Here is a 25,644-nt window from a genome sequence, read left to right on the forward strand (position 1 = left end):
GCTCGGGCCGGGGCGGCGGGGTCACGGGCCGCCGCCCCGCCGTCCGTCCCGGATGGGTAGGCTCGACGGCAGGCAGACGACGGAGCGGAAGGGCGGTCGACGTGGGGTTGTTCCGGCGAAAGCCCAGGCGCGACGGACGCGATGCGCCCCGGGACCCCGAGTTCGCCTTCCTCTCCGTAGCGGAGGGCACCCGCTTCCGCGGCCTGGTGCGCGAGTCCTTCGCCGAACGGGGCCTGGAGGTCAGCGTCTTCGCCGACATGGTGACCGACAGCGACGGCCGCCAGTTCGGCCTCGGCAACCTGGCCGCCGTGTGCCACAACGACGACCGCGGGCCGCGCGTCTGGCCCGACCTCGTCCGGCAGCACGTCGGCATGGTGCTGCGCGCCATGGACGCGCCGTCCGCTCTGGAGACGCTGCCCACCGAGCAGATCCGGGCCCAGCTCTACCCGCGGGTCGTCGGCGCCCAGGGGCTCGACACCTCGAACTTCCGCTACGCCCGCGACGTCGGCCCCGGGCTCCGCGAGATCCTCGCGCTCGACCTCCCGGAGAGCGTCATGATGCTCACCGACGACGCGCTCCAGCCCCTCGGGGACCTGGCGTACCTCCGCGACCAGGCCCTCTACAACCTGCGCGGGCTGCCGGTCGAGGCACACGAGACCGTCCAGGACGACGAGGGCATGCGCTTCGAGGTGGTCCTCGGCGACTCCTTCTACACCGCGAGCCGGGTCCTGGCCCTGGAGAGCGTCGTACGGGAGGTGACCGGCGAGGAGATCCCCGCGGACGGCGCCCTGGTGGCGATGCCGTTCCGGCACCAGCTGGCGTTCCACGCCATCCGCGACACCGGCATGATCGCCGCCCTGAACGGGATGGCCGCGTTCGCCGCCACCGGTTTCGAGGACACGCCCGGTGCCATCAGCCCTTACGTCTACTGGTGGCACGACGGGACCCTCACACAGCTGAGCGACCGGGAGGAGGACGGCGAGGGCCTGCGCATCGTGATCGGCGAGGAGTTCCACGCGCTGCTGGAGCGGCTGGTCGCCGACGAGCAGGGACGTTCCGGCGAGGGCGGGGCCTGACCGCTGCCGCCGCTCGCGCGCGGCGCCCCTGCCCGCTCGCAACGGGCCGCCCCGCGCGAGCGGGCAGGGCTCGCGCCCCGGGCCCGGCGCGAGGAGGATGGCGGGGCAGGACGTGTTCACCCGCACCGGCCCGGCAGGAGGCCCCATGACGAGCACGCCGACGCCGGCCCCGCCGGCGCCGTTCACCGCCGACGACTACCGGGCCAGGATGGCCCGGGCCGCGGCGGCCGCCGCCGATGCGGGACTCGCGGGTGTCCTCGTCGCCCCGGGACCGGACCTGGTGCACCTCACCGGATACCGGCCCGCCGCGACCGAGCGGCTCACGGTGCTGGTCCTGTCGGCGGACCGGGAGCCGGTCCTCGTCGTCCCCACGCTGGAGGCGCCGGACGCGGCCGCGTCCACCGGGGCGCCCGCGCTGACGCTGCGCGACTGGACCGACGGCAAGGACCCGTACGCGGCCGTCGCCCCGCTGCTGGAGGCGCGCGGCCGGTTCGCCGTCAGCGACAACACCTGGGCCGTGCACCTGCTCGGTCTCCAGCGCGAACTGCCCTCCGCGTCCTACGTGCCGCTCACCGAGGCCCTGCCCATGCTCCGGGCGGTGAAGGACGCCCGTGAACTGGCCCGCCTCGAGGCGGCCGGCGCGGCGGCCGACCGGGCGTACGCCGAGATCGTCACGGCGCGCTTCGCCGGGCGCAGGGAGACCGACGTCGCCGCCGACCTCGCCGCGCTGCTGAGGGAATTCGGCCACTCGCAGGTCGACTTCACGGTCGTCGGCTCCGGGCCCAACGGCGCCAACCCCCATCACGAGGCCGGGGAGCGGGTCATCACCGAGGGCGACATGGTGGTGCTCGACTTCGGCGGCCTCAAGGACGGCTACGGCTCCGACACGACCCGCACCGTCCACGTCGGCGAGCCCGGTCCGGCCGAGCAGCACATCCACGACGTGGTGCGCGAGGCGCAGCGGGCGGGCATCGAGGCGGTCCGGCCGGGTGCCGCCTGCCAGGACGTGGACCGTGCCGCGCGCGAGATCATCGACCAGGCCGGCTACGGGGACCTCTTCATCCACCGCACCGGCCACGGCATCGGCGTCACCACCCACGAACCGCCCTACATGATCGAGGGGGAGGAGCAGCCGCTCGTCCCCGGGATGTGCTTCTCGGTCGAGCCCGGCATCTATCTGCCCGGCCGCTTCGGGGTGCGGATCGAGGACATCGTGACGGTCACCGGCGACGGCGTCCGCCGCTTCAACACCACCCCGCGCGAGATGGCGATCGTCGAGTAGCCGCCCCGGCCCGCTCCCGGGCCCCGCCGCGCCCCGGCAGCGGGCCGGGGCGGGGCCCTCGCCCGTCAGGACCGGGCGAGCACCGCGCAGCTCTCCGGGCCGAGGTGCAGCAGACCGTCGCCGCCCGGCACCCGGGCCTCCCCCCAGGAGGCCACCATCCGCCCGCCGCCGCCCAGCGGGATCGACGCCGGCGCCGCGCCCAGGTTCACGGCGACCCTCAGGTCCCCGCGGCGGCAGACCAGCCAGCGCTCCTGCTCGTCGTAGGCCACCTTCACCGCCGCGAGGTCGGGGTCGGTGAGGTCGGGCAGTGTCCGGCGCAGGGCGATCAGCCTGCGGTACCAGTCCAGCAGCCCGGCGTGGGGTTCCCGGCCGCGCTCCGCACGGTCCAGGCAGGAGCGCTCCCGGGTCGCGGGGTCCTGCGGGTCGGGAATCCGGTCCTCCGCCCAGCCGTGCTCCGCGAACTCCCGGCGGCGGCCGGTGCGCACGGCCTCGGCGAGCGCGGCATCGGTGTGGTCGGTGAAGTACTGCCACGGCGTGGCCGCACCCCACTCCTCGCCCATGAAGAGCATCGGCGTGTGCGGCCCCGTCAGGACGAGCGCGGCGGCGCAGGCCAGCAGGCCGGGGGAGAGACCGGCCGACAGGCGGTCGCCGAGCGCCCGGTTGCCGACCTGGTCGTGGGTCTGGGCGTAGGCGAGGAACCGCTGCGCCGGGGTGCCGGTGACGTCGACCGGGCGGCCGTGGGTCCTGCAGCGGAAGGTGGAGTACGTGCCGTCGTGGAAGAAGACCCGGGTCAGCGTCTTGGCGAGGGCGGCCATGGGCGCGGCCGCGAAGTCGGCGTAGTAGCCCTGGGACTCGCCCGTGAGCGCGGTGTGCAGGGCGTGGTGGAAGTCGTCGTTCCACTGCGCGTGCACACCGAGGCCGCCGGCCGTCCGCGGGGTCGTCGTCCGCGGGTCGCACAGGTCCGACTCGGCGATCAGGAACAGCGGCCGTCCCACGTCGGCCGAGACCGCGTCGACCTGCGCGGACAGCTCCTCCAGGAACGTCAGCGCCCGGGTGTCGGCCAGTGCGTGCACGGCGTCGAGCCGCAGCCCGTCGAGGCGGTAGTCGCGCAGCCAGGCGAGGGCGCTGCCGAGGAAGTACGCGCGCACCTCGTCGGACCCCGCGGCGTCCAGGTTCACCGCCGAACCCCACGGAGTGTGGTGGGTGTCGGTGAAGTAGGGGCCGAAGGCGGGGAGATGGTTGCCCGCGGGCCCCAGGTGGTTGTGCACCACGTCGAGGACGACCCCCAGCCCGAGGCCGTGAGCGGTGTCGACGAAGCGCTTCAGCGCCTCGGGGCCGCCGTACGGCTCGTGCACCGCCCACGGAGCCACCCCGTCGTAGCCCCAGCCGTGCACACCGGGGAACGGACAGAGCGGCATCAGCTCCACATGGGTGACGCCGAGCTCCGCCAGCTCGGGCAGGCGCTCCGCCGCGGCGTCCAGCGTGCCCTCGGGGGTGTACGTGCCGATGTGCAGCTCGTACAGGACCGCGCCCTTCAGCCCCAGACCCGGCCAGTCCCGCTGCCAGACGTGGCGCCCGTGGTCGACCACGGCGGCGAGGCCGTCCGGGCCGTCGGGCAGGCGGCGGGCGCGCGGGTCGGGCCGGACCGGGCCGCCGTCCAGCGCGAACCCGTACCGGTCGCCGTCCCGGGCCGGCGCCTCCGCGAACCACCAGCCCGCACGGCCCTGCACCGGCTGCATGGGCAGGTCCTCGCCCTCCAGCCGCAGCGTGACCTTCTCCTCGGCGTGCGGTGCCCACACCTCGAACAGCAGCACTGGCGGTCCCCTCGTCGTCGATGCCGTCCCGTCGATCCCGCCGACCCCGTCGGCTCGTCCATCCTGGCAAGAAGGGGGTCTTCAGGCGGCGTGCTTGGGCCATTAAGGTCACGGAACATGCCGATGCCGTCAGAGCCGCTGCCGCTGTTCCCGCCCGGTTTCCTGTGGGGAGCCGCGGCCTCGGCCTTCCAGACCGAGGGCGCCCCGGACGCGGACGGGAAGGGCCCGTCCGGCTGGGACGCCTTCGCCGCGGCGGGGCGGATCAAGGACGGCGCCGACGCGGCGCGCGGCACCGGCTTCCACGAGCGGTACCGGGAGGACGTGGCCCTGCTGGCCGGGCTGGGCGCGGACGTCTTCCGCTTCTCGGTCAGCTGGCCCCGGGTCGTCCCCGGCGGCCGCGGACCGGTGAACACCCGGGGCCTGGACTTCTACGACCGCCTCGTCGACGAGCTCTGCGCCCACGGTGTCGCACCGGCCCCCACGCTGTACCACTGGGACACCCCGCTCCCGCTGGAGGAGGCGGGCGGCTGGATGCGCCGGGACACGGCCGAACGCTTCGCCGAGTACGCCGCGGCGGTGGCCGGCCGCCTCGCCGACCGGGTGCCCCTGTGGATGACGCTCAACGAACCGGCCGAGGTCACCCTGCTCGGCTACGCCCTCGGCGAGCACGCCCCGGGTCGCAGGCTGCTGTTCGACGCACTGCCCGCCGCGCACCACCAGCTCCTGGCGCACGGCCTCGCCGCCCAGGCGCTGCGCGCCGCCGGAGCCGCGCAGGTCGGCATCGCGGTCTCCCACTCCCCGGTACGGGCCGCCGGCGACGGCGAGGAGGACCGGTTCGCCGCCGGTCTGTACGACACGCTGACCAACCACCTGTTCTCCGACCCGCTGCTGACGGGCGCGTACCCGGACGAGGACATCGCGGCGCTCATGCCCGGCCCCGTCGCCGACGACCTCGCGGTGATCGCACAGCCGCTGGACTTCTACGGCGTGAACTACTACCACCCCATGCTCGTCGGCGCGCCCGTCCCCGAGGACGCCGGTGCGCTCGGCAGCTTCGCCGGCGTCGGCATGCCCGAGGGGCTGCCCTTCTCGCTGCGCGAGGTGGACGCCGCCGAACGCACCGACTTCGGCTGGCCCGTGGTGCCCGACGGTCTCCGCGAGGTCCTCGTCGGTCTCCGCGAACGCCACGGCCGGCGGCTGCCGCCCGTCGTCGTCACGGAGAACGGCTGCTCCTACGGGGGGACCGACGACCAGCGGCGCATCGCCTTCCTCGACGCCCACCTCCGCGCGCTCCACCGTGCCGTCGCCGAAGGGGTCGACGTGCGGGGGTATCTCACCTGGTCCCTCACCGACAACATCGAGTGGGCCGAGGGCGCGGCGCAGCGCTTCGGCCTGGTCCACATCGACTACGAGACCCTGGCCCGTACGCCGAAGGCCTCGTACCGGTGGTACCGGGACGCGATCGCCCGGCAGAAGGGACGCCCGGCCGGCTGAGGGGCACGGCGTCCGGCTGGGCATCGCCCGGCCGGCTGCCGGGCGGCGTGCCCGGCTCACGGACCCGTGCCCGTGCCCGCGTCCGACGGCGTGCGCCCGCCCCCGCCCGCGTCCGGCGGTGACGCGGGTCCCCGCCCCCGCCACCGCGGACGCGGGGACGTCCGGCGGTCCGGACGCCCCCGCGGCGCTCAGCGGGCCGTGCCGGGAACCAGGTTGACGCGCTCCCGCACCACCGGGTGCCCCGCCCGGGCGAAGTTGGCGGCCATCGGGAAGTTGCCCCGGTCGGTGGCGCCCGCGACGAACTCGGCGCCCTGTTCGACCAGGAAGCGGGTGCACTCCACCAGGAGGTCGTAGGCGTAGCCGTGCCCGCGGTGCTCGGGCAGGACGCCGATGAAGCCGACGCACGGGCCCGCCGGGTTGTGCGCCGGGATGTGGATTCCGGCGAACTCGCCGTCGGGCGTGTGCGCCACCTGCCACCACTCGCGCGGGGAGGGGCACCAGTGGAAGAAGTCCATCTCCTCCTGCGCCGCCCGGTCGACGCCGTCCTCGGCGACGGCCCGCAGGGCGTGCGCGTCGAGGGTGGCGGAGTGGATGCGGCGCAGCGCGTCGAAGAACACGGCGTCGTCGGGCTCGGGCCGGAAGGTGAGCCGGCCGGGCCGTTCGGGCAGACCGCACGGGGGTGTCCAGCGGTACAGGTAGCGCTCGACCAGGACCTCGAACCCCGCGGCGCGGGCGGCGCGGAGCCGTGTCTCGCCGGCGGCCCGGGTCACGGGGTCGTCGCGCCAGCCGGCGGGCAGGTTGATCTCCAGTTCGACCGGGAAGGGGGCGGTGCGCAGCAGTTCGGCGCCCGCCTCCTCCTCGCCGTCGGCGACGTCGAACCAGTTGATGTTCACCGGGGTGTCGTCGTCGGGCCCGCCCCACCAGGCGCCGCGCGCGACGACCTTGCCGTCGCGCAGCGCGACGCGCTTCCACTCGGGGCGGTGAACGGTCGTGGCATGGCCGGCGGCGGCGCCGAGCGGGTCGGGCATGGTGTCGAAGAGTGCGACGTCGCTCGCGTCGAGCGTACGGATGACCGTGTCGGTCATGGGATGTCCTCCGGGAGAAAAGGCTGCGAAGCGCTCCCGGTCAGACTGCGAACGCCGGGCGGACGGGGCGGGAGCGCGAGAGAAGTGAGGTGTACACAGCGCTCGCCTCCTTTCCGTCGTCGCGGGCGTCGTCCGGGACAGTAGACGGTGTGCCGCCGCCGCGTCCACTCCCTTTCCCGCGCGCCGCGCGCGCCGCGAGGCGCACGGGATGCGCGGGGGCCGGATGGCAGCCGGGGTGCGCCAACAGGGCCCGCCCTGACGGCCGCTGGAGCGGAACCGATCCTTCCGTGCAGGTCAGGCCGCTCCTCCGGGACGTTCGCCCACCGCCTCTTCTGGACACTCCGGGCCCTGGCACCCGACAATCTGTCGGGTGACGTCCTCTCCCGAGTTCCACACGTATCCCGCGCGGCTGACGGACGCGCAGCGCGAGCGTGTCCTCGACGTGCTCAAAGAGGGCGCGGTGCAGGGACGGCTGTCCCACGACACCTTCGTGCGCCGGATGGAACTGGCCCTCGCGGCCCGGGTGCCCGCGGAGCTGGACGCGCTCACCGCCGACCTCACCGAGAAGGGGCGCCTGAGCCGGAGGCTGTACCGGGCCGTGCGCCACGCGTCGGCGTTCTCGGTGCGGCTGCGCAGGGTGTGGCAGGCCGAGAAGCTGCCCCCGCTGCTCTTCCCGGAGCCCGGCCCGCACCCCCTGCGGATCGGCCGCGACCCGGTCAACGGCCTGCGCCTGAGCCACGACACCGTCTCGCGGCTGCACGCCGAACTCAGCTGCCAGGGCCGGATCTGGGTGCTGCGCGATCTCGGCTCCACCAACGGCACGACGGTCAACGGCCGCCGTGTGACCGGCTCGATCGTGGTGCAGGACGGCGACATGGTGGGCTTCGGCAGCATGTCCTTCCGTCTCACCGCCCGCTGAGCCGCCCGGTACCTGCCCGGCGCGCCCCCTGCTTACCCGAGGGGCGGCGGGGAGGCTCCGGAGGGGCGGGGCACCCCCGGCCTCCCGGGGCGGTCTGCCGGGCCGCACGACGGCGGGCCCGCCGCCCGGCCCGGGGCCCGTCCCGGCCCATGATCACGGGCCGCGTTCCCGAATGGCCCACAGGCCCCGGCGTCACCCGTACGGGCGCACGGGGCGCGCGGCGTCGGCCCGCCGGTGGTCGCCTGAAGGGAACCGCGCGCCACGAGGAGCCGCGGCCGTGACAGGGGAGCACCTCAGATGCACGCCGACATGCACCTCACGCCCGACCCCGCTCCGCCCGGCCCCTCGGCCGTGCCGCCCACGCCCGTGTCCCACCGGCCGGTCCTCCTGCCGGGGCTGCCGACCGGCAACGAGCACGAGCTCTACGAGGGATACCGCGTGCTCCGGGAGGAGCACCCCCTCACCTACGACGCCTCCGTGGGTGCGTGGCTGCTGAGCCGCTACACCGATGTCGCCACCGCGCTCAACGACCTCCGTTTCACCCATGGGCACCGGCCGGGCGACGACGCCTGCGCCGAGCACCTGGCTCCCGTGCCGCAGCCCATGCGCGAGGTCGTGAAGCGCACCGCCTACGTCCTGGCCCGCAGGATCGCCGGCCGGGAGCAGGCCGACCTGGTGGAGGAGTTCTGCAAGTGGCTGCCCTCCGGCGGCGTCGGCATCCGCGGGCGGTCGGCCGGCCGGGCGCTCCTCGCGGGGCGCTGCTTCGCGCAGGTGTCGGTGCGCGAGAAGGCGCTCGCCTCGTTCTTCGCCAATGTCATCGACCACCCGGACCGGGTCGCCGCGCTCCGTGCCGAACCGCGGCTCGTCGCCCGTGCGTGGACGGAGTCCCTGCGGCGCGACCCGCCGGTGCTCGTGGTGATCCGCAGGACGTCCGCCAGGGTCGTCCTGAGCGGCGGGACGCTGCCCGCGGGGGCCACCGTGGCGTGCCTGATCGGTGCGGCGGGCCGGGACCCGGAGCGGTTCCGCGAGCCGGACCGGTTCGACATGCTCAGGGGGGACCCCGGGCAGCTCACCTACGGTCTCGGCGGCTGCCCGGCGGTGGCGCTCGCGGCGATGGAGGCGGAGTACGGGCTCCGGGCGCTCACCGAGGCGATGCCCCGGCTGCGCTGGGCGGACGGCTTCCGCCCGGTGTCCAGCGGACTGATCACCCGCTCCCCGAAATCGCTGCTGATCCGCCCACGCGGCTGAGCAGGACCACCGGACGGGACGCGAAGAGGCGGGCGAGCGGGACGGGACCGCCGCCCTCGAACTCGCGCGTCCCGTCGAGCAGGTCGGCCCAGCGGCCCGGCGGCAGGGGCAGCGCGGTCTCCTGCCACCCGCCGTGGCGGTCCAGCCGCAGGGAGAGCCTGGTGACGGCCGTGATCACCTCGCCGGACCGCTGGAAGGCGACGCAGTGGTCCGCCGCCGGGCCCGTGGCGCCGAGCGGTTCGTAGGAGGCCGCGGCGCCGAACACGCCGGGCCGCTCGCGCCGCAGCCGCAGCGCGGTGGCGGTGAGCGCCAGCTTCTCGGCGCCGACCGCGCTCTCCCGCACCCCGTCCGCGCCCGCCTCCCCGCGTCCGTCCGTCCCCGCGCCCGCAGCGGCAGCCGTCCCCGCGCCCGCAGCGGCAGCCGTGTCCGCGCCCGCAGCGGCAGCCGCGTCCGGCGCCGCCCCCGGAGCCCCGTCGGGGGTGCCGGCTCCCGGGGCGGGAAGCGGGTCCGGCAGGGGGGCGCCGAAATGCGCCGGGGCCCTGTTGTCGGGGTCCACCAGGGCCAGGAACTCCCGCTCCGAGCCCTGGTACACGTCGGGCACCCCCGGCATGGTGAGGTGCAGCAGAGCCGCTCCCAGCACGTTGGCCCGCACATACGGCGCGAGCTCCGCCACGAAGCGCCGCACCGACTCCCGGGCCGGGCCCGCCGGTCCCGCGCCCACGAAGGCCGCGACCGCCTTCTCGTAGGCCGGATCGGCCTCCGTCCAGCTCGTGCGGACGCCCGCCTCCCGCACGGCCTTCAGCAGCGCCGCCTCCAGCCGGTCGGCGTCCGGGAGCCCGAGCCCGACCGCCGTCTGCCAGGCCACCCACGCCAGTTGGGCGTCGGGGGGCGGAGCCGCCTCGGCGGAGATGCCCGACAGGAATTCCGCCCACCGCTCGGGACACTCCGACAGCACCGCGATCCTGGCCCGCACGTCCGCGCTGCGCTTGGTGTCGTGCGTGGTCAGCACCGTGCCGGTGTCCGCCCAGTCCTGGGCCAGCCGGGCGCAGAAGCGGTGGAAGGACGCCGGCCCGACCGCCGGGTCCCCGGGGTCGCCGCCCACCTCGTTCGCCGAGATCAGGGGGGCGTAGCGGTAGAAGGCGGTGTCCTCGACCGCCTTGGCGCGCAGCGCCGACGCCGTCTGCGCGAACCGGGCCCGGAACCGGAGGTGGTCCGGTCCCTCGCCCAGTCGTCCGAGGGCGAGATCGCGCACCACGTCGACGGCGTACGCCTCCTCCGCGACGGTGAAGGTGTCCCGCGCCGCCGCGGCGGCCTCCTCGGGCAGCGCGGCCTCCGCGTCGACCCGGTAGGGGCGGTAGACCGGCACCCTGACCAGCAGCTCCCGCAGCGCGTCGTGCAGGGCCCAGGGCGCCAGGTCGCGCAGCGCCGGGTCGGCGGCGCAGATCCGGCCCGCGATCCGCACCAGGGTGGCGGTCTCGGCCGCCAGCTCATGCGTCACGACCTCGTGGGCGGCCCGCCGCACGGTCTCCTCCCAGCAGCCGCCGAGACTGTCCTCGCTCCGGGTGAAGTCCCGGTACGCACCGCTCAGTTGCCGTATCCCGGCGGGGTCGGTGAAGAGGCCGTCGATGCGGTGCAGGGCGTCGTAGCCGGTGGTTCCGGCGACGGGCCAGCCGGCGGGCAGCCGCTCGCCGCCGGTGAGGATCTTCTCCACGACGATCCAGCATCCGTCGCCCGCCGCCTCCTGGAGCCTGCGCAGGTACCCCTCGGGGTCGGCGACGCCGTCCGGGTGGTCGACCCGCAGCCCCTCCACCACCCCGTCGCGCACCAGTTCGAGGATCTTGGCGTGGGTCGCGTCGAAGACCTCCGGGTCCTCCACGCGGACGCCGATGAGGTCGGACACGGTGAAGAAGCGCCGGTAGTTGAGCTCCGTGCGGGCGAGCCGCCACCAGCCGAGCCGGTACCACTGGTGGTCGAGCAGCTCGGGCAGCGGCAGGTGCCCCGTCGACGCCCGCAGCGGGAACCGCAGGTCCCCGTGGTGCAGGACGTCCCCCTCGACCCGCATCCGGGCGAGCTCGTCGCCGACGCGCCCGGGGAGCACCGGCAGCAGCACCTTGCCGTCGCCCGCCGTCCAGTCGATGTCGAACCAGCGCGCGTACGGGGACTGCGGGCCCTCGCGCAGCACCTCCCACAGCGCGTGGTTGTGTGCGGGCGCGGCCGCCATGTGGTTCGGCACGATGTCCACCACCAGGCCCAGGCCGTGCTCCCGGGCCGTCCGGGAGAGGCTGCGCAGCGCCTGTTCGCCGCCGAGCTCCTCGCGGACCCGGCCGTGGTCGACGACGTCGTACCCGTGCGTGGACCCCGGCACCGACTCCAGCACCGGGGACAGATGCAGGTGGGAGACGCCGAGGGCGGCGAGGTAGGGGACCGCCGCCTCGGCGGCGGCGAACGGGAAGTCCGGCTGGAGCTGGAGCCGGTAGGTGGCCGTGGGTGTCATGCGAACATACGTACCCGCCGTGTGCGCTTCTGTGCCGGACGGCGCGGCTGTTCGGTCGATCGAGTGATCGTCTCCCGCTCCGGGAACTTTCTACGCGGGCCGCCGCAGAACCGTCAGACTCCGCCCCGTCAGCGGGAGCACCTCCCCGGCGGCCACCTTCGGGCCGTTGCCCGGCGGGACGCCCTCGGCGCGGGCGGTGTCCACCACCACCTGCCACGCGTCCCCGTGGTTCACCGGAACGACGAAGTCCAGATCGTCCGCGCTCGCGTTGAACATCAGCAGGAAGGAGTCGTCGGCGATGCGCTCGCCCCGCGGCCCCGGCTCGGAGATGGCGTGGCCGTTCAGGAACACCGTCAGGGCCTTGGCGTGGGCGGCCTGCCAGTCGCGCTGGACCATCTCCTCGCCCTTCGGCGTGAACCAGGCGATGTCGGTGAGCTCGTCGTGGGTGCCCTCCACCGGGCGGCCGTGGAAGAAGCGCCGCCGCCGGAAGACGGGATGGTCGCGCCGCAGCCACACCATGGTCTTGGTGAAGGCGAGCAGCGACCCCTCCTCGTCCTCGGCCGGATCGGGCCAGCGCACCCACGCGATCTCGTTGTCCTGGCAGTAGGCGTTGTTGTTCCCGCCCTGGGTGCGGGCGAACTCGTCGCCGTGACTGAGCATCGGCACGCCCTGGGAGAGCATCAGGGTCGCGATGAAGTTGCGCATCTGGCGCTCGCGCAGCTCCCGCACCCCGGCGTCCTCGGTCTCGCCCTCGGCGCCGCAGTTCCAGGAGCGGTTGTGGCTCTCGCCGTCGCGGTTGTTCTCGCCGTTCGCCTCGTTGTGCTTGTCGTTGTAGGAGACCAGGTCGTGCAGGGTGAACCCGTCGTGGCAGGTGGTGAAGTTGATCGAGGCGAGCGGCCGGCGCCCGTCGTCCTGGTACAGGTCGGACGACCCGGTCAGCCGGGAGGCGAACTCTGCCAGCGTGCGCGGCTCGCCGCGCCACATGTCCCGCACGCAGTCGCGGTACTTGCCGTTCCACTCGGTCCACAGCGGCGGGAAGTTGCCGACCTGGTAGCCGCCCTCGCCCACGTCCCACGGCTCGGCGATCAGCTTGACCTGGCTGACGACGGGGTCCTGCTGGACCAGGTCGAAGAACGAGGAGAGCCGGTCCACCTCGTGGAACTGGCGGGCCAGGGTGGCCGCCAGGTCGAAGCGGAAGCCGTCGACGTGCATCTCGGTCACCCAGTAGCGCAGCGAGTCCATGATCATCTGGAGGACGTGCGGGCTGCGCATCAGGAGGGAGTTCCCGGTGCCGGTGGTGTCCATGTAGTACCGGCGGTCGTCGGTCAGCCGGTAGTACGACTCGTTGTCCAGGCCGCGGAAGGAGAGCGTCGGCCCGAGGTGGTTGCCCTCCGCCGTGTGGTTGTACACGACGTCGAGGATGACCTCGATGCCCGCCTGGTGGAGCGCCTTCACCGCCTGCTTGAACTCCAGCACCTGCTCACCGCGGTCGCCCCACGAGGCGTACGCGTTGTGCGGGGCGAAGAAGCCGATCGTGTTGTAGCCCCAGTAGTTGTTCAGCCCGGCGTCCACCAGCCGGTGGTCGTTGACGAACTGGTGGACCGGCATCAACTCGAGCGCCGTCACGCCCAGTTCCGTCAGGTGCGAGATCACGGCGGGGTGGGCGAGGCCCGCGTAGGTGCCGCGCAGCTCCGGCGGCAGCTCGGGGTGAAGCATCGTCAGGCCCTTGACATGGGCCTCGTAGATCACCGTGCGGTGGTAGTCGGTGCGCGGGCGGCGGTCGTCGCCCCAGTCGAAGTACGGGTTGACCACGACGGACGTCATCGTGTGGGGTGCCGAGTCCAGGTCGTTGCGCGAGTCGGGTCTGCCGAAGTGGTAGCCGTAGACCGACTCGTTCCAGTCGATCGAGCCGCTGACCGCGCGTGCGTACGGGTCGAGCAGCAGCTTGGCCGAATTGCAGCGGCGGCCGTGCTCCGGCGCGTACGGGCCGTGCACCCTGAAGCCGTAGCGCTGGCCGGGCATGACCCCCGGCAGGTACGCGTGGCGCACGAACGCGTCGGTCTCGCGCAGCTCGACCGCGGTCTCCGAGCCGTCCTCGTGCAGCAGGCACAGCTCGATGCGGTGCGCCGCCTCCGAGTGCACCGCGAAGTTGGTCCCGGCGCCGTCGTACGTGGCACCGAGGGGGTACGCCTGTCCCGGCCAGACCTGCATAGATATGACTCTTCCATTCCGATCCGGGTACGGGGGAACCACTCGGCCAAGATCCTGCCCCGAACCAGGGCGAGCACCTAGGACTTCGCGCCGTCCTACCGGGTGACCGGCCGGAAAACTTGGCCGGCGGCCCCGTCGGCGGCCTCGATCACCGTGCGCCACCATGATCCAGGACAAAGAGTGTCGAGGGGGAGGATTTCGTCAATCAGCCTGCCCGGGTCAACATCGGGTTACGCGTCGTCGCCCGGGGGCCGCCGTACCGGGGCGCGGAGCGGCCCTGCCCGGTGAGCGGCCGCACGCGGCGCCCCCGTCCGGCTGACGTCTATGAATCCGCTCACTCCGCGCCCCGGGCCGCCGCGGAACGGTCTTCACAAACAGGGGAGTTGGGAAACAACCGCGGCCATCCTGCTGCACCGCCTCCCGGTGGCGGAGTAGGCTCCTTGATCGTCGAAGACGGGGCGGTCCAGGAGCAGAAGGCGGTGCGCGGGTGAGCTCGGGAGGGCTGGAGCTACCCCCAGGTGACGCGGGTCACGAGGGGGCGGACTCCGCCGAGATCCCGCCAGGAGCGGTCTCGCTCGCGCGGCCGATCGAGATCGGCGCGGAGCTCGACTGGGGGGCGGAAGCCTGGGGCGAGGTGCGGACGCGCGCCCAGCGGGCCGGACGGGCCTACATCTGGCTGAATCTGGTGGAACAGCGGCTGCGGGCCGTCGTCGCGGCGGTGCTGCGGCCCATCTACGACCCCGTCCACGGCGAGGACTGGGTCGTCGCCGCGGCCGGCCCGGCCGGCCAGGAATGGGTGCAGCGGGCCGTCGCGGTCCGCGAGGTGTCACGCCGCAAGGGCTACCTCCTCGATCCGGCGGACGACAACGTGCTGTCCTTCCTCACGCTCCCGCAGCTGCGCGAGCTGATGGTGCAGCACTGGCCCTGCTTCGAGCCGTACTTCGACGACCGGCGCGACGTCGAGCTCGCCCTCGACGAGCTGGAGGTCGCCCGCAACGTCGTGTCGCGCAACCGCGCCCTGAACGAGGCCGTCCTCGCCCAGGCGGAACGCGCCTCGGCACGGCTGCTGGAGATACTCGGCAGCGGCGCCGGCGTCCCGTCCGCCGACCGGCTGCCGGTCGATGCGGTCGAGGACCTCGTCGGCGACCGGTACGCCGACGTCGTCTCCGTCCACCCCGACCGCGTCAGACTCCAGCGCCAGCTGCCCGCCGAGGACCTGTTCGGCGGCGCGCGGCGGGTCGACGCGATCGGCATAGGCCTGAACCTGCTGGTGCAGAACTTCTCCGGCCGCCGGCTCATCCGGCTGGCCGAGTCCGGCTGCCGGGTCCGGCTGCTCTTCCTCAACCCCGCGAGCAGCGCCGTGAAGCGGCGCGAGCGGGAACTCGGCCTCAAGAAAGGCGAACTGAGCCGCACGGTCGAGATGAACATCCTCCACGTGCGCCGCGTGCGGTCCCGGCTGAGGGACCCCGGCGCCTTCCAGATCCAGGTCTTCGACGAGACCCCCCGCTTCACCGCCTATCTGGTCGACGGCGACGGCCCCGACGGGCTCGCCGTCGTCCAGTCCTATCTGCGCAGGGCCCGCGGCATGGAGGCGCCCGTGCTGGTGCTGCGCGGCGGCGGGCGCTCCGTCGTCCGGTCCGGCCAGGACAGCGACACCGGTCTCTTCCAGACATATCGCGAGGAGTTCGAGTCGGTCTGGGCCGACTCCCGTCCCGTCTCCTGACCGCTCCGGGGACCATGGACCCGCGCGGCGCGGGCGGGCCGGAGCCGCCCGCCGCCGACGGGGCCGCCAGGAGGCCCCCGGTCCGCGCCGCCGAGGACGGGTCCCCGCCCGGGGACCGCGCACGGACGGGGGAGGGCGTTGGACGTGCCGGGCCCGATGACCGCGGACCACGCCGCGACGAACGCCCCGCCGGTGTCGGTGGCGCGATGGTGCGAGGACGTCGCCACGGCGGGGCTGGCGGAGATCCGGCGCATCACCGCGGGAGGCCCGCGGCCGGGACCGGGCGGCGAGCAGTGCTGGCGGACGGTCGAGGTCATCGCCGAGACCTGCCAGCGGATCCCGTGTCAGGCGGCCGGAGGCCACGGCCCGGTGGCCGACATCCTGCTCCGCCGCGCCCTGCGCCGGGCCTGGACCGCGACACCGGCGGAGGGCAGGCAGTGGCTCCGCCGCTGCTCGGACTCGCTCGGCTACCAGGCGCCGCGGCAGGTGACACGCCTGTTCCGCGCCCACCCGGGGAGGCGCTGAGCCCGGTGTCAGTGGTGCGTGCGAAGGTGAACATCCATCGGGGGAGCGCACCATCGCACCATGGAGGAGGGGGCCCATGTCCTGGCACGGGGGCACACTGGTCGGATTCGATCTGGAGACGACCGGCACCGATCCGCTCGACGCCCGCATCGTGACGGCCGCCGTCGTCGAACTGCGCGACGGCGAGCAGGTGCGGGCGCACGGCTGGCTGGCCGACCCGGGGATACGCATCCCCGCCCAGGCCTCGGCCATCCACGGCGTCAGCAACGAGCGCGCGGCGGCGGAGGGCCGGCCGGCCCGGGAGGTCGCCGAGGAGATCGCGCAGGTGCTCACCGGCCACTGGGAGCAGGGCGTTCCGGTCGTCGCCTACAACGCGGCGTTCGACCTCACACTGCTCTCCGCCGAACTGCGGCGCCACGGGCTCCCCTCCCTCGGCGAGCGGCTGGGCGGCCCGCCGACGGGCCCGGTCGTCGACCCGCTCACGATCGACCGCGCCGTCGACCGGTACCGCAAGGGCAAGCGCACCCTGGAGGCGGTCTGTGCCGAGTACGGCGTGGTGCTCGACCGGGCGCACCGTGCGGACGCGGACGCGCTCGCCGCGGTGCTCGTGGCCCGTGCGATAGCCGAGCGGCACCCGGCGGTGGCCGCACTCGCGCCGGACGTGCTGCACGAGCGCCAGGTGAGGTGGTACTCCCAGTGGGCCGCCTCGTTCCAGGACTTCCTGCGCGGGAAGGGCGATCCGGCGGCGGTGATCGACGGCTCCTGGCCGCTGCGGGCGCCGGTGGCCGTCACCGGAGCCTGAGCGGCCGCACCGCGGTGCGGCCGACCCCGGTCGGACGCCTGCCCGCCCGTTTGGACGTCGGCCCCGCCCGGACGCTCGCCCGCCCCGTTCGGGGGCTCGTCCCGGAGGGAACGGCCGGCCCCGTTGCGGATGCCCGCCCGCCCCGTTTCGGACACCCGTCCCGTCAGAACGGGTGCCAGCGGGCAGCGGTGTCCTCGTCCCGCAGCGATGCCACCCGGCGGCGGAACTCCGCGAGCGCCCCCGGGTTGGAGGGCGCGTGCTGGGCCACCCATGCGCAACTGGCCGTCTCGCGCGCCCCGCGCAGCACGGCGCAGCCGTCCCACGCGCGCACGTCCCAGCCGTACGTCCCGGTGAAGGCGTCGTACGCGGCGGGGTCGAGCCCGTACCGGTCGCGGGAGAGCGCCATGACCACCAGATCGTGCTCGCGCAGGTCCGAGGAGACGGTCTCCAGGTCCACCAGCACCGGTCCGCCGGGGCCCACATGGACGTTGCGGGGGAGCGCGTCGCCGTGGATGGGGCCCGGCGGCAGATGCGGGACGAGGGCGGCCGCGGCCTTGGCGAAGCCGTCCCGCCGTCCCCGCAGGTACTCGACGTCGGCGGGGTCGATCGCGTCGCCGGCCAGCCGCAGCCACCGCTCAACCCCGCCCAGCAGTTCCCGCCGGGGCAGTTCGAAGGGCGGAGCGGGCAGCGCGTGCACCATCCGGAGCAGCCGGGCGAGATCCTCGGGCCCGGCCGGACGCACGGCTTCGGGAAGCCGGTGCCACACGGTGACCGGGTGGCCCTCGACGAGCCGGGGCGCGTCCTCGGCCGCCCGCACCGCGGGCACGCCCTCCGCCTCCAGCCACCGCGCCACGGCGAGTTCCCGCTCGGCCCGGGGGAGCAGTTCGGCGTCCCTGCCGATCTTGACCACCAGGTCGCCGACCGCGAAGACGGCGTTCTCGCCGAGCGCCAGCAGCTCCGCCCCCGGCGCGGCGCCGAAGCCCGCCGCCGCCAGTACGTCCCGTGCCCGTGTCCCGTCCATCTGCCTCTCCCGCGGTGCCCCGGGCCGGGTCGCCGGCCCATCCGGCCAAGTCTCGCATCCGCGCAGGCCACCTTGACGAACCCACGGCCCCTCAGCACGATGACGGGGGCCTGCCCGCAGGCCGGATTCCCGCGAACGCTTCGCACACCTCCCGAGGAGCCGCGTCCGTGACATCGTCGACCGCACGAGCGGGGGCCAGGCGCCGGACGGACCACGGCGCATGGTTCCTGGTGCTGCCGGCGCTCCTGCCGATCCTCCTGCTCAGCGTCGGCCCCCTGCTGTACGGGATCGCCCTCGCCTTCACCGACTCCCAGGCGGGACGCACCGAGCCGACCCAGTGGGTCGGGACGCTCAACTTCCAGGACCTCCTCCACGACACCCTGTTCTGGGACTCCTTCCGCATCGGCCTGCTCTGGGCGGTCGGGGTGACCGTCCCGCAGTTCCTGCTCGCGCTCGGACTCGCCCTGCTGCTCGACCAGCGCCTGCGGCTGCGCTGGCTGGCCCGCGCGCTGGCGATCATTCCGTGGGCGATGCCCGAGGTCGTGGTCGGCATCATGTGGCGGCTGGTCTACAACCCGGACGCGGGCATCCTCAACGAGACCCTCCGCGACCTGGGGCTGGGCGACGGGCGGGACTGGCTGACCGGCCTGGCCACCGCGCTGCCCGCCGTGATCCTGGTGGGCGTCTGGGCGGGCATGCCGCAGACCACCGTCGCCCTCCTCGCCGGCCTCCAGAACACACCGGGCGAGCTGCACGAGGCCGCGGCGCTCGACGGCGCGGGCGCCTGGCGCCGGTTCCGTACGGTCACCTGGCCCGCGATCAGACCCGTGGCGCTCGCGATCACGGCCCTGAATTTTATTTGGAACTTCAATTCGTTCGCCCTGGTGTACGTGCTCACCAGCGGCGGGCCCGGCGGGCGGACACGGCTGCCCATGCTCTTCGCCTACGAGGAGGCCTTCCGCTACGGCCAGTTCGGCTACGCGGCGGCCATGGGCTGCGTCATGGTCGCCGTCGTGTCGGTGATGCTCGCCTTCTACCTGGTGGGACGGCTCCGAGGAGGCGACGACGCATGACGGCACCGCGCACCGGCCGGGCCGGGCGGGCGGCCCAGTACGCGGCTCTCCTGTGCTACCTGGTCTTCCTCGCGTTCCCGTTCGTCTGGCTGGTCTCCATCGCCTTCAAGCCGGCCGCGGAACTCGGGTCCCTGCACCCCACCTGGATCCCCGAGGACCCCACGCTCGCCAACTTCCGGCAGGCCTTCGACGAGCAGCCGCTGCTCAGGGCGGCGGGCAACAGCCTGCTCGCCGCGGCCTCGGCAGCCCTCGTCGCCGTCGTCGTCGCGACGCCCATGGCGTACGTGATGGCCCGCAGGCGGTCCGCGCTGACCACGGCGGCCACCGGCTGGGTGATCGTGAGCCAGGCGTTCCCGTTCGTCCTGGTGATCATCCCGCTCTTCCTGGTGCTGAAGAACCTGCACCTGATCAACACCCTGGCCGGGCTGGTGGCCGTCTACGTGACCTGGTCGCTGCCGTTCGCGCTGTGGATGCTGGTCGGGTACGTACGGGCGGTGCCGCGCGAACTGGAGGAGGCGGCCGCGGTGGACGGGGCGGGACGGGTGCGCGTCCTGGTCTCCGTCACGGCACCGCTGCTCGCGCCGGGCCTGGTGGCGACCGGCCTGTTCGCCTTCATCACGGCCTGGAACGAGTTCTTCTTCGCCCTGGTGCTGCTCAAGACCGCGGAGAAGCAGACCCTGCCCGTCGTCCTCACCCACTTCCTCGGCGCGGAGGGGGCGGCCGACCTCGGGCCGCTGGCCGCGGCCGCGTTCCTCGCGACCCTCCCCTCGCTCCTCGTCTTCGCCGTGATCCAGAAACGGATCACCGGCGGCATGCTGGCCGGGGCGGTGAAGAACTGATGCGCCGGCGCCTGCTGACCGCCGCTGCCGCCGCGCTCGCCCTGCTGCTGTCGGGCTGCGGCGGCGACGGGGAACCCGACGACGGGACGATCCGGCTCCGCTTCCAGTCGCTCGCCTGGCAGAAGGAGTCCGTGGACGCCAACAAGGAACTGGTCGCCGAGTGGAACGCCGCCCACCCCGGCGTCCAGGTCGAGTACGTGCAGGGCAGCTGGGACAGTGTGCACGACCAGCTGCTCACCTCGTTCGAGGGCGGCGAGGCGCCGGACATCATCCACGACGCGTCCGACGACCTCGCCGACTTCGCCTACGGCGGCTACCTGGCCGACCTCACCGGTCTGCTGCCCGCACGGCTCCGGGCGGACATCCCCGAGCAGAGCTGGCGGACGACCGCCTTCGGCGACGGCGTCTACGGGGTGCCCTTCCTCCAGGAACCGCGGGTGCTCATCGCCAACCGGAAGATCCTGGACGCCTCGGGGGTCCGGATTCCGACCGCGGAACGGCCCTGGAGCTGGCCGGAGTTCCGCCGCGTCGCACGGCAGGTGACGGAGCACATGGACGGGAGCGGACACGCCGTCGCCTGGCCGCTGAAGGAACCGGTGTCCGCCACGCTCAACCTCGGCCTCTCGGCGGGCGGGCGGCTCTTCCACCGCGCTGACGACGGGAAGGTCACCATCCGCTCCACCGGCGGCGACGGGGTCGTGCCCGAAACCGTCCGCGGCCAGGTGGACGACGGCAGCGCCTCGCGCAGCACCCTCGGCATGGGCGGGTCCGACACGCTGCCCGGCCTCTTCGGGGGCAAGTACGCCATGGTCCCTCTCGGGTTCTCCTACCGGCAGCAGATCGTGCAGCAGGCGCCCGAGGGATTCGAGTGGACGGTGCTGCCCGCGCCCGCGGGCAGTGAGGGGCCCGTGCAGGGCGTGAGTCCGCAGACGCTGTCCATCGCCGAGGACAGCCGCCACAAGCGGGAGGCGGCGCGCTTCATCGACTTCATGCTGCAGCCGGAGAACATGGTGCGCCTCGCCCTGGGCGACTGGATGCTGCCGACGGGCACCGAGGCGCTCCGGGACCCGGCGCTGCACACCCCGGAGGCCGGCTGGGCGACCGGTGCGGCCCTCGCGCGCGAGCTGAGACCGGCCCCGGCGCAGTCGGTGCGCGGCTATCCGGAATGGAAGGACAAGGTGGCGACCCCGGCGTACCAGGAGTACTACAGCGGGGCGATCGGGCGGGCGGAGCTGGAGAAGCGCCTCGTGGAGGACGGCAACCGGGTCCTGGCCCGCTACCAGCGCTGAGGGCCGTGGGGAGACGGCCCGGAGGAAGGGAGCGGGGGCGCCCGGAGCCGTACGAGGTTGCACGAGACGTATCGTCTCGCTTACGGTGGCGGCATGACCACCGCACCCCCCGCCCACATCGCCATGTTCTCGATCGCCGCCCCCGGCCACGTCAACCCGAGCCTCGAGGTGATCCGGGAACTCGTCGCCCGCGGCCACCGTGTCAGCTACGCGATCCCCGAGTCGTACGCGGAGAAGGTCGCCGCCACCGGCGCCCGGCCCGTCGTCTACACGTCCACCCTCCCCACCGAGGACGAGCCGGAGCGCTGGGGCACGGAACTGATCGACAACATCGAGCCGTTCCTCGACGACGCGATCCAGGCGCTGCCCCAGCTCGCGGCGGCCTTCGAGGGGGACGAGCCCGACCTCGTCCTCCACGACATCACCTCGTACCCGGCGATCGTCCTCGCCCACCGCTGGGGTGTCCGGGCCGTGTCGCTGTCGCCCAACCTGGTCGCCTGGAAGGGGTACGAGGAGGAGGTCGCCGAGCCGATGTTCGCGCCGATGCGCGCGACCGAGCGGGGCAGGGCGTACTACGCCCGCTTCACGGCCTGGCTCACGGAGAACGGCATCACCCTGCATCCCGACCCGTTCGTGGGGCGGCCGCCGCGCAGCATCGTCCTCATTCCCCGGGCCCTCCAGCCGCACGCCGACCGGGTCGACGAGAGCGTGTACTCGTTCGTCGGCGCCTGCCAGGGCGACCGGGCGGACCAGGGGGAGTGGCGGCGGCCCGAGGGGGCGCGCAAGGTGCTGCTGGTGTCGCTCGGTTCGGCGTTCACCCGGCAGCCCGCGTTCTACCGCGAGTGCGTGAAGGCGTTCGGCGGACTGCCGGACTGGCACCTGGTGCTCCAGATCGGCCGGCACGTGGACCCGGCCGACCTCGGCGAGGTGCCCGCCAACGTGGAGGTGCACCGGTGGGTGCCGCAGCTCTCCGTGCTGCGGCAGGCCGACGCCTTCATCACCCACGCGGGCGCCGGCGGCAGTCAGGAGGGGCTCGCCACGGGGACGCCGATGGTCGCCGTGCCCCAGGCGGTCGACCAGTTCGGCAACGCGGACACGCTGGTGGCGCTCGGAGTGGCCCGCAGGCTCTCCAGTGGCGAGGCGACGGCGGACGATCTGCGCGAGGCCGTGCTCGCGCTGGCGTCGGATCCGCGGGTCGCCGAGCGGCTGGCGTCCATCCGGGCCGGCATGGACGCCGAGGGGGGCACGCGGCGCGCGGCGGATCTGATCGAGGCCGAACTGACGATGTGAAGGCCGTGTGCCCACCGGTGGAGGTCCGCCGGGGGTTCCTCCGGCCGGCGGCGCCCACCCGGGTCTCCCGGGTGGGCGCCGTGTCGTGTGCAAAGAGCAAAGGCGCTCTTCTACCCAGCGGTTGGAGGTTGAGACCGACACGGGGAGGTGCTGGCGGGATTCTGTTAAGAAACCTTGTTGAACAAGTCAGGAGCCGATGAAGGTCTTGATCTGCGCGCGTCAATCGGCCAGGGTTTCGAGTCAGCCCCCGGAGATCTTCCGTCCGACGGGCAATCCCCCCACAAATGATGACGAGGAGACCCCTCTTCATGGCAACTCACAAGCGCTCCAACCGGATCAAGGTCACCGCGGTCGCCACGGCGGTCGTCGCGGCAGCCGGAGCCACACTTCTCAACTCCTCCTTCGCGGGTGCAGCGCCCGCCGAGGGCAAGATCTACGGCGCCGGCGCGGAGGGCGCCGTCGCGGGCAGCTACATCGTGCTGCTCGACGAGAAGGCGGACAAGAAGGATCTGGCGAAGGAGTACGGCGGCACGCTGAAGCGCAGCTACAGCTCCGCCGTCAACGGGTTCTCCGCCAGCGGTCTGACCGAGAACGAGGCCAAGCGCCTCGCGGCCGACCCGGCGGTCTCCAAGGTGGTGCAGAACAAGAAGTTCACCATCGACGCCACCCAGGACAACCCGCCCTCCTGGGGCCTGGACCGCGTCGACCAGACCGACACCGCCGCGGACAGCAAGTACACCTACCCCGACGCCGCCGGCGAGGGCGTGACGGCCTACGTCATCGACACCGGTGTCCGCATCTCCCACGCGGACTTCGAGGGCCGCGCGACGCACGGCTTCGACGCCGTCGACAACGACGACTCGGCGGACGACGGCAACGGCCACGGCACGCACGTCGCCGGCACCATCGCCGGTGCCGCGCACGGCGTCGCCAAGAAGGCCGAGATCGTCGCGGTGCGGGTGCTCGACGACAACGGCTCCGGCACCACCGAGCAGGTCGTCGCCGGCATCGACTGGGTCACCCAGAACCACCAGGGCCCGTCCGTCGCCAACATGAGCCTCGGCGGCGGAGTCGACGAGGCCCTGGACGAGGCCGTGCGCAAGGCGATCGCCTCCGGGGTCACCTTCGGTGTCGCCGCGGGCAACGAGTCCAGCGACGCGAGCCAGGGCTCCCCGGCGCGCGTCCAGGAGGCCATCACGGTCGCCTCGTCGACGAAGGACGACGCGCAGTCGGACTTCTCCAACTTCGGGGAGATCGTCGACATCTACGCCCCGGGCTCCGACATCACCTCGGCCTGGAACGACAGCGACCAGGGCACCAAGACCATATCCGGCACCTCGATGGCGACTCCGCACGTCGTCGGCGCGGCCGCGGTCTACCTCGGCGGCCACCAGGACGCCACCCCGGCGGACGTCGCCACGGCGCTCACCGGGGGTGCCACGCCCGACAAGATCACCAACCCGTCCGCGGGCACGCCCAACAAGCTGCTGAAGGTCGTCGAGTAGACGGCCCCCGGCCCTCCGCCACCGGGCGCCGCACACCGGCGCCCGGTACGCGGGGCCGCTGAGACGGCGGTCGCCGTGCCCTCCCCCACGGGGCACGGCGGCCGCCTTATCGTGTGCCCATGACAGCCAGATACGCGGTCCTGCTGCGCGGAATCAACGTCGGCGGGGCGAAGAGGGTACCGATGGCCGAGCTCCGCACGGTCCTGGCCGGACTGGGCCACGACGACGTCGCCACGTATCTGCAGAGCGGCAACGCCGTGCTGACCGCCGAGGAGGGCGACGGGGCCGAGGAGGCCCTCGCCGCCCGGATCGAGGCGGCGATCGAGAAGGCCTTCGGCTTCCGTGTCGACACGCTGGTGCGCGACGGCGCCTATCTGCGGCGGATCGCCGAGGCCTGCCCCTTCCCGGCGGCCGAGCTCCAGGGCAAGCAGCTCCACGCCGTCTTCCTCTCCGGCCCGCCGGACGCCGGGAAGCTGGCCGCCGTCGACGCGGCCGCCCTGCTGCCCGAGGAGTTCGGGACCGGCGAGCGTGTGCTGTACCTCCACACCCCCGGCGGGCTCGGCCGCTCCAAGCTGGCGCAGGCGCTGGCGCGGCCCTCCCTCCTGACGGGGCTGGTGGCCACCACCCGCAACTGGAACACCGTCGTCAAGCTGCTGGAGATGACCCGTGACCGATGACGCGGACGACGCCGTGAGCGCCGCGATGGAGGCGGAGTTCCGGCTGCTCGACCCCGCGGTGCGCTCCTCGCCCGCACTTCTGGCGGATCTGCTGCACCCGGAGTACGAGGAGTACGGCACCTCCGGCCTCCTGTGGAACCGGGAGAGCATCATGGCCGCCCTCAACGCCCGGGACGCCCCGTCGCCCCGGCCGATCACCACGTCCCGGATGCGGGGCGTCCAGCTCGCTCCCGGGATCGTGCACCTCACCTTCGACACCGAGTCGGGCCCGCACCGCGCCCACCGCAGCTCCATCTGGCGGCTGACCGGCGGTGCATGGCTGCTCTACTTCCACCAGGGCACCCGGTTCGACCTGCTCGCCGAGGACTGACCCGCCCTCGAGCGGCGGCCCGGGCACCTCCGCCCGCCGTACCGACGGCACGGCACGGCACGGTGCGGCACGGTGCGGTGCGGGCCGGTCCCCGGCCCGACACGCAGCCGAGCCCGGGCCCGCGGCCCGAGCCCCGGCCGTTACGGGCGTCAGGCCGTGGCCGCGAGGCGCGCCGGAACGGCGGCCTCGTCGAAGCGGCGCAGCATCAGCTCCGCCAGCTCCGGCGACGGGCCGAGGACGGCGGCGAGCACGTCCGCGTCCCGGGCGCCCTCGGCGATCCGGTCCGGCAGCCTGCCCGGGGCGATCACGTACGGGGCGACCGCGACGCGGTCGCAACCCTCCGCCCGCAGCGCGCGGACCGCGTCCTCGGTGCGGGGGAAGCCGCCGGAGGAGACAGCGGAGGCGAACGCAGGCCGCACGGCGCACCAACCGGTGTGCCGCAGCTCCCGCGCTGTTTCGGCGATCACTGCGATCGCCTCCGGGTCGGTGGAGCCCGCCGACGCCAGCACGACGCCGGTCGAGCTCATGTCGGCCGGGCCCAGCCCGGCCTCGAACAGCCGCCGCCGCACCGCGGACAGCAGCAGGGGGGACGGGCCGAGCACCCCGGCCCGGCCGATCCGCAGGGACGAGGGCGCCGAGCGCAGCACCGCCGGGATGTCCGCCTTCGCGTGGAAGGCACGGGTCAGCAGCAGCGGCAGCGCCACCACGTCACGTGCCCCGTCGGCCGCCAGCCGCTCCAGGACCCGCGGCACCGACGGCGCGTTGAAGTCCAGGAAACCGGTCTCCACGCGCAGCCCCGGCCGCAGCGAGCGCACCCGCCGGACCAGGGCGTGCACGGTCGCGGCGTGCCGCGGGTCGCGGCTGCCGTGGGCGACGACGAGCAGGACGGGACGGTGTGTCATCGGGC

21 protein-coding genes are annotated in these 25,644 nt (G+C 73.8%); 15 read left to right on the top strand and 6 right to left on the bottom strand.

What is annotated here, in order from left to right:
* Nucleotides 1–101 precede the first annotated feature (101 nt).
* Both IAG43_RS26150 and IAG43_RS26155 read left to right on the top strand, forming a co-directional pair.
* Complete coding sequence (locus IAG43_RS26150) at nucleotides 102–1,076, top strand: DUF1444 domain-containing protein (protein ID WP_187743121.1); 975 nt, start codon at nucleotides 102–104, stop codon at nucleotides 1,074–1,076.
* A gap of 145 nt (nucleotides 1,077–1,221) precedes the next feature.
* On the top strand, nucleotides 1,222–2,358 hold the full coding sequence (locus tag IAG43_RS26155) for an aminopeptidase P family protein (RefSeq protein WP_187743122.1): 1,137 nt from the start codon (nucleotides 1,222–1,224) through the stop codon (nucleotides 2,356–2,358).
* A 65-nt stretch (nucleotides 2,359–2,423) separates the two neighbouring features.
* On the opposite strand, the gene treZ is transcribed toward IAG43_RS26155, so the two are convergent.
* On the bottom strand, nucleotides 2,424–4,169 hold the full coding sequence (treZ, locus tag IAG43_RS26160) for a malto-oligosyltrehalose trehalohydrolase (protein ID WP_187744647.1): 1,746 nt from the start codon (nucleotides 4,167–4,169) through the stop codon (nucleotides 2,424–2,426).
* Between the two features lie 120 nt (nucleotides 4,170–4,289).
* Here treZ and IAG43_RS26165 point away from each other — a divergent pair, with 120 nt between their 5' ends.
* On the top strand, nucleotides 4,290–5,666 hold the full coding sequence (locus IAG43_RS26165; RefSeq protein ID WP_187743123.1) for a GH1 family beta-glucosidase: 1,377 nt from the start codon (nucleotides 4,290–4,292) through the stop codon (nucleotides 5,664–5,666).
* 188 nt (nucleotides 5,667–5,854) lie between these two features.
* Here the strand turns inward: IAG43_RS26165 and IAG43_RS26170 are convergent, their stop codons facing one another.
* Nucleotides 5,855–6,751, bottom strand: coding sequence for a GNAT family N-acetyltransferase (locus tag IAG43_RS26170; RefSeq protein ID WP_187743124.1), 897 nt, complete (start codon nucleotides 6,749–6,751; stop codon nucleotides 5,855–5,857).
* A gap of 370 nt (nucleotides 6,752–7,121) precedes the next feature.
* Here IAG43_RS26170 and IAG43_RS26175 point away from each other — a divergent pair, with 370 nt between their 5' ends.
* Nucleotides 7,122–7,670, top strand: a complete 549-nt coding sequence (locus tag IAG43_RS26175; RefSeq protein ID WP_187743125.1) for an FHA domain-containing protein — start codon at nucleotides 7,122–7,124, stop codon at nucleotides 7,668–7,670.
* 297 nt (nucleotides 7,671–7,967) lie between these two features.
* Complete coding sequence (locus IAG43_RS26180; protein ID WP_187743126.1) at nucleotides 7,968–8,918, top strand: cytochrome P450; 951 nt, start codon at nucleotides 7,968–7,970, stop codon at nucleotides 8,916–8,918.
* Here IAG43_RS26180 and treY read toward each other — a convergent pair.
* Both treY and glgX read right to left on the bottom strand, forming a co-directional pair.
* On the bottom strand, nucleotides 8,875–11,412 hold the full coding sequence (gene treY, locus IAG43_RS26185; protein ID WP_187743127.1) for a malto-oligosyltrehalose synthase: 2,538 nt from the start codon (nucleotides 11,410–11,412) through the stop codon (nucleotides 8,875–8,877). The two genes, IAG43_RS26180 and treY, sit on opposite strands and share 44 nt — an antisense overlap.
* 90 nt (nucleotides 11,413–11,502) lie before the next feature.
* Entirely contained in the window at nucleotides 11,503–13,623 is a 2,121-nt protein-coding gene (gene glgX, locus IAG43_RS26190) for a glycogen debranching protein GlgX (RefSeq protein ID WP_187743128.1), read from the bottom strand.
* 487 nt (nucleotides 13,624–14,110) lie between these two features.
* Between glgX and IAG43_RS26195 the strand changes: the two genes are divergently transcribed.
* The 3 genes from IAG43_RS26195 to IAG43_RS26205 all read left to right on the top strand — a co-directional run bounded on the left by IAG43_RS26195 (nucleotide 14,111) and on the right by IAG43_RS26205 (nucleotide 16,673).
* Complete coding sequence (locus IAG43_RS26195) at nucleotides 14,111–15,346, top strand: SAV2148 family HEPN domain-containing protein (RefSeq protein WP_187743129.1); 1,236 nt, start codon at nucleotides 14,111–14,113, stop codon at nucleotides 15,344–15,346.
* A 156-nt stretch (nucleotides 15,347–15,502) separates the two neighbouring features.
* Nucleotides 15,503–15,871, top strand: coding sequence for a hypothetical protein (locus IAG43_RS26200; RefSeq protein ID WP_187743130.1), 369 nt, complete (start codon nucleotides 15,503–15,505; stop codon nucleotides 15,869–15,871).
* Between the two features lie 76 nt (nucleotides 15,872–15,947).
* The gene (locus IAG43_RS26205; RefSeq protein ID WP_187743131.1) at nucleotides 15,948–16,673 is read left to right on the top strand and encodes a 3'-5' exonuclease; all 726 of its coding nucleotides are present in this window, start codon (nucleotides 15,948–15,950) and stop codon (nucleotides 16,671–16,673) included.
* A gap of 163 nt (nucleotides 16,674–16,836) precedes the next feature.
* Here IAG43_RS26205 and IAG43_RS26210 read toward each other — a convergent pair whose 3' ends face one another.
* Nucleotides 16,837–17,694, bottom strand: coding sequence for an aminoglycoside phosphotransferase family protein (locus tag IAG43_RS26210; protein ID WP_187743132.1), 858 nt, complete (start codon nucleotides 17,692–17,694; stop codon nucleotides 16,837–16,839).
* Between the two features lie 167 nt (nucleotides 17,695–17,861).
* On the opposite strand from IAG43_RS26210, the gene IAG43_RS26215 reads away from it, so the two are divergent.
* The 7 genes from IAG43_RS26215 to IAG43_RS26245 all read left to right on the top strand — a co-directional run bounded on the left by IAG43_RS26215 (nucleotide 17,862) and on the right by IAG43_RS26245 (nucleotide 24,737).
* Nucleotides 17,862–18,767 carry a carbohydrate ABC transporter permease gene (locus tag IAG43_RS26215; protein ID WP_187743133.1) on the top strand — a complete coding sequence of 302 codons (906 nt, stop codon included), beginning with the start codon at nucleotides 17,862–17,864 and terminating at the stop codon, nucleotides 18,765–18,767.
* On the top strand, nucleotides 18,764–19,606 hold the full coding sequence (locus IAG43_RS26220) for a carbohydrate ABC transporter permease (RefSeq protein ID WP_187743134.1): 843 nt from the start codon (nucleotides 18,764–18,766) through the stop codon (nucleotides 19,604–19,606). The genes IAG43_RS26215 and IAG43_RS26220 overlap by 4 nt, the downstream gene beginning before the upstream one ends.
* Nucleotides 19,606–20,895: an ABC transporter substrate-binding protein gene (locus IAG43_RS26225; RefSeq protein WP_187743135.1), complete on the top strand. Its 1,290-nt coding sequence runs from the start codon at nucleotides 19,606–19,608 to the stop codon at nucleotides 20,893–20,895. The genes IAG43_RS26220 and IAG43_RS26225 overlap by 1 nt, the downstream gene beginning before the upstream one ends.
* A gap of 93 nt (nucleotides 20,896–20,988) precedes the next feature.
* Nucleotides 20,989–22,185: a macrolide-inactivating glycosyltransferase gene (mgt, locus tag IAG43_RS26230; RefSeq protein ID WP_187743136.1), complete on the top strand. Its 1,197-nt coding sequence runs from the start codon at nucleotides 20,989–20,991 to the stop codon at nucleotides 22,183–22,185.
* 308 nt (nucleotides 22,186–22,493) lie between these two features.
* Nucleotides 22,494–23,690 carry a S8 family peptidase gene (locus IAG43_RS26235; RefSeq protein ID WP_187743137.1) on the top strand — a complete coding sequence of 399 codons (1,197 nt, stop codon included), beginning with the start codon at nucleotides 22,494–22,496 and terminating at the stop codon, nucleotides 23,688–23,690.
* Nucleotides 23,691–23,809: 119 nt separating this feature from the next.
* Nucleotides 23,810–24,367 carry a DUF1697 domain-containing protein gene (locus IAG43_RS26240; protein WP_187743138.1) on the top strand — a complete coding sequence of 186 codons (558 nt, stop codon included), beginning with the start codon at nucleotides 23,810–23,812 and terminating at the stop codon, nucleotides 24,365–24,367.
* Nucleotides 24,368–24,392: 25 nt separating this feature from the next.
* Nucleotides 24,393–24,737 (top strand): nuclear transport factor 2 family protein, encoded by a 345-nt coding sequence (locus tag IAG43_RS26245; protein WP_187744648.1) that lies wholly within the window; start codon nucleotides 24,393–24,395, stop codon nucleotides 24,735–24,737.
* Nucleotides 24,738–24,886: 149 nt separating this feature from the next.
* Here the strand turns inward: IAG43_RS26245 and IAG43_RS26250 are convergent, their stop codons facing one another.
* Nucleotides 24,887–25,639, bottom strand: a complete 753-nt coding sequence (locus IAG43_RS26250) for a sirohydrochlorin chelatase (RefSeq protein ID WP_187743139.1) — start codon at nucleotides 25,637–25,639, stop codon at nucleotides 24,887–24,889.
* Nucleotides 25,640–25,644: the final 5 nt, after the last annotated feature.

The sequence above is a fragment of the Streptomyces genisteinicus genome, assembly GCF_014489615.1.
Lineage (GTDB): Bacteria > Actinomycetota > Actinomycetes > Streptomycetales > Streptomycetaceae > Streptomyces > Streptomyces genisteinicus.

Coding starts and splice junctions, on each gene's coding strand:
- IAG43_RS26235 (WP_187743137.1), top strand. CDS start 22,494: ATGGCAACTCACAAGCGCTCCAACCGGATCAAGGTCACCGCGGTCGCC.
- IAG43_RS26180 (WP_187743126.1), top strand. CDS start 7,968: ATGCACGCCGACATGCACCTCACGCCCGACCCCGCTCCGCCCGGCCCC.
- IAG43_RS26250 (WP_187743139.1), bottom strand. CDS start 25,639: ATGACACACCGTCCCGTCCTGCTCGTCGTCGCCCACGGCAGCCGCGAC.
- mgt (WP_187743136.1), top strand. CDS start 20,989: ATGACCACCGCACCCCCCGCCCACATCGCCATGTTCTCGATCGCCGCC.
- IAG43_RS26225 (WP_187743135.1), top strand. CDS start 19,606: ATGCGCCGGCGCCTGCTGACCGCCGCTGCCGCCGCGCTCGCCCTGCTG.
- IAG43_RS26200 (WP_187743130.1), top strand. CDS start 15,503: ATGACCGCGGACCACGCCGCGACGAACGCCCCGCCGGTGTCGGTGGCG.
- glgX (WP_187743128.1), bottom strand. CDS start 13,623: ATGCAGGTCTGGCCGGGACAGGCGTACCCCCTCGGTGCCACGTACGAC.
- IAG43_RS26170 (WP_187743124.1), bottom strand. CDS start 6,751: ATGACCGACACGGTCATCCGTACGCTCGACGCGAGCGACGTCGCACTC.
- IAG43_RS26210 (WP_187743132.1), bottom strand. CDS start 17,694: ATGGACGGGACACGGGCACGGGACGTACTGGCGGCGGCGGGCTTCGGC.
- IAG43_RS26220 (WP_187743134.1), top strand. CDS start 18,764: ATGACGGCACCGCGCACCGGCCGGGCCGGGCGGGCGGCCCAGTACGCG.
- IAG43_RS26165 (WP_187743123.1), top strand. CDS start 4,290: ATGCCGATGCCGTCAGAGCCGCTGCCGCTGTTCCCGCCCGGTTTCCTG.
- IAG43_RS26205 (WP_187743131.1), top strand. CDS start 15,948: ATGTCCTGGCACGGGGGCACACTGGTCGGATTCGATCTGGAGACGACC.
- IAG43_RS26155 (WP_187743122.1), top strand. CDS start 1,222: ATGACGAGCACGCCGACGCCGGCCCCGCCGGCGCCGTTCACCGCCGAC.
- treY (WP_187743127.1), bottom strand. CDS start 11,412: ATGACACCCACGGCCACCTACCGGCTCCAGCTCCAGCCGGACTTCCCG.
- IAG43_RS26245 (WP_187744648.1), top strand. CDS start 24,393: ATGGAGGCGGAGTTCCGGCTGCTCGACCCCGCGGTGCGCTCCTCGCCC.
- IAG43_RS26240 (WP_187743138.1), top strand. CDS start 23,810: ATGACAGCCAGATACGCGGTCCTGCTGCGCGGAATCAACGTCGGCGGG.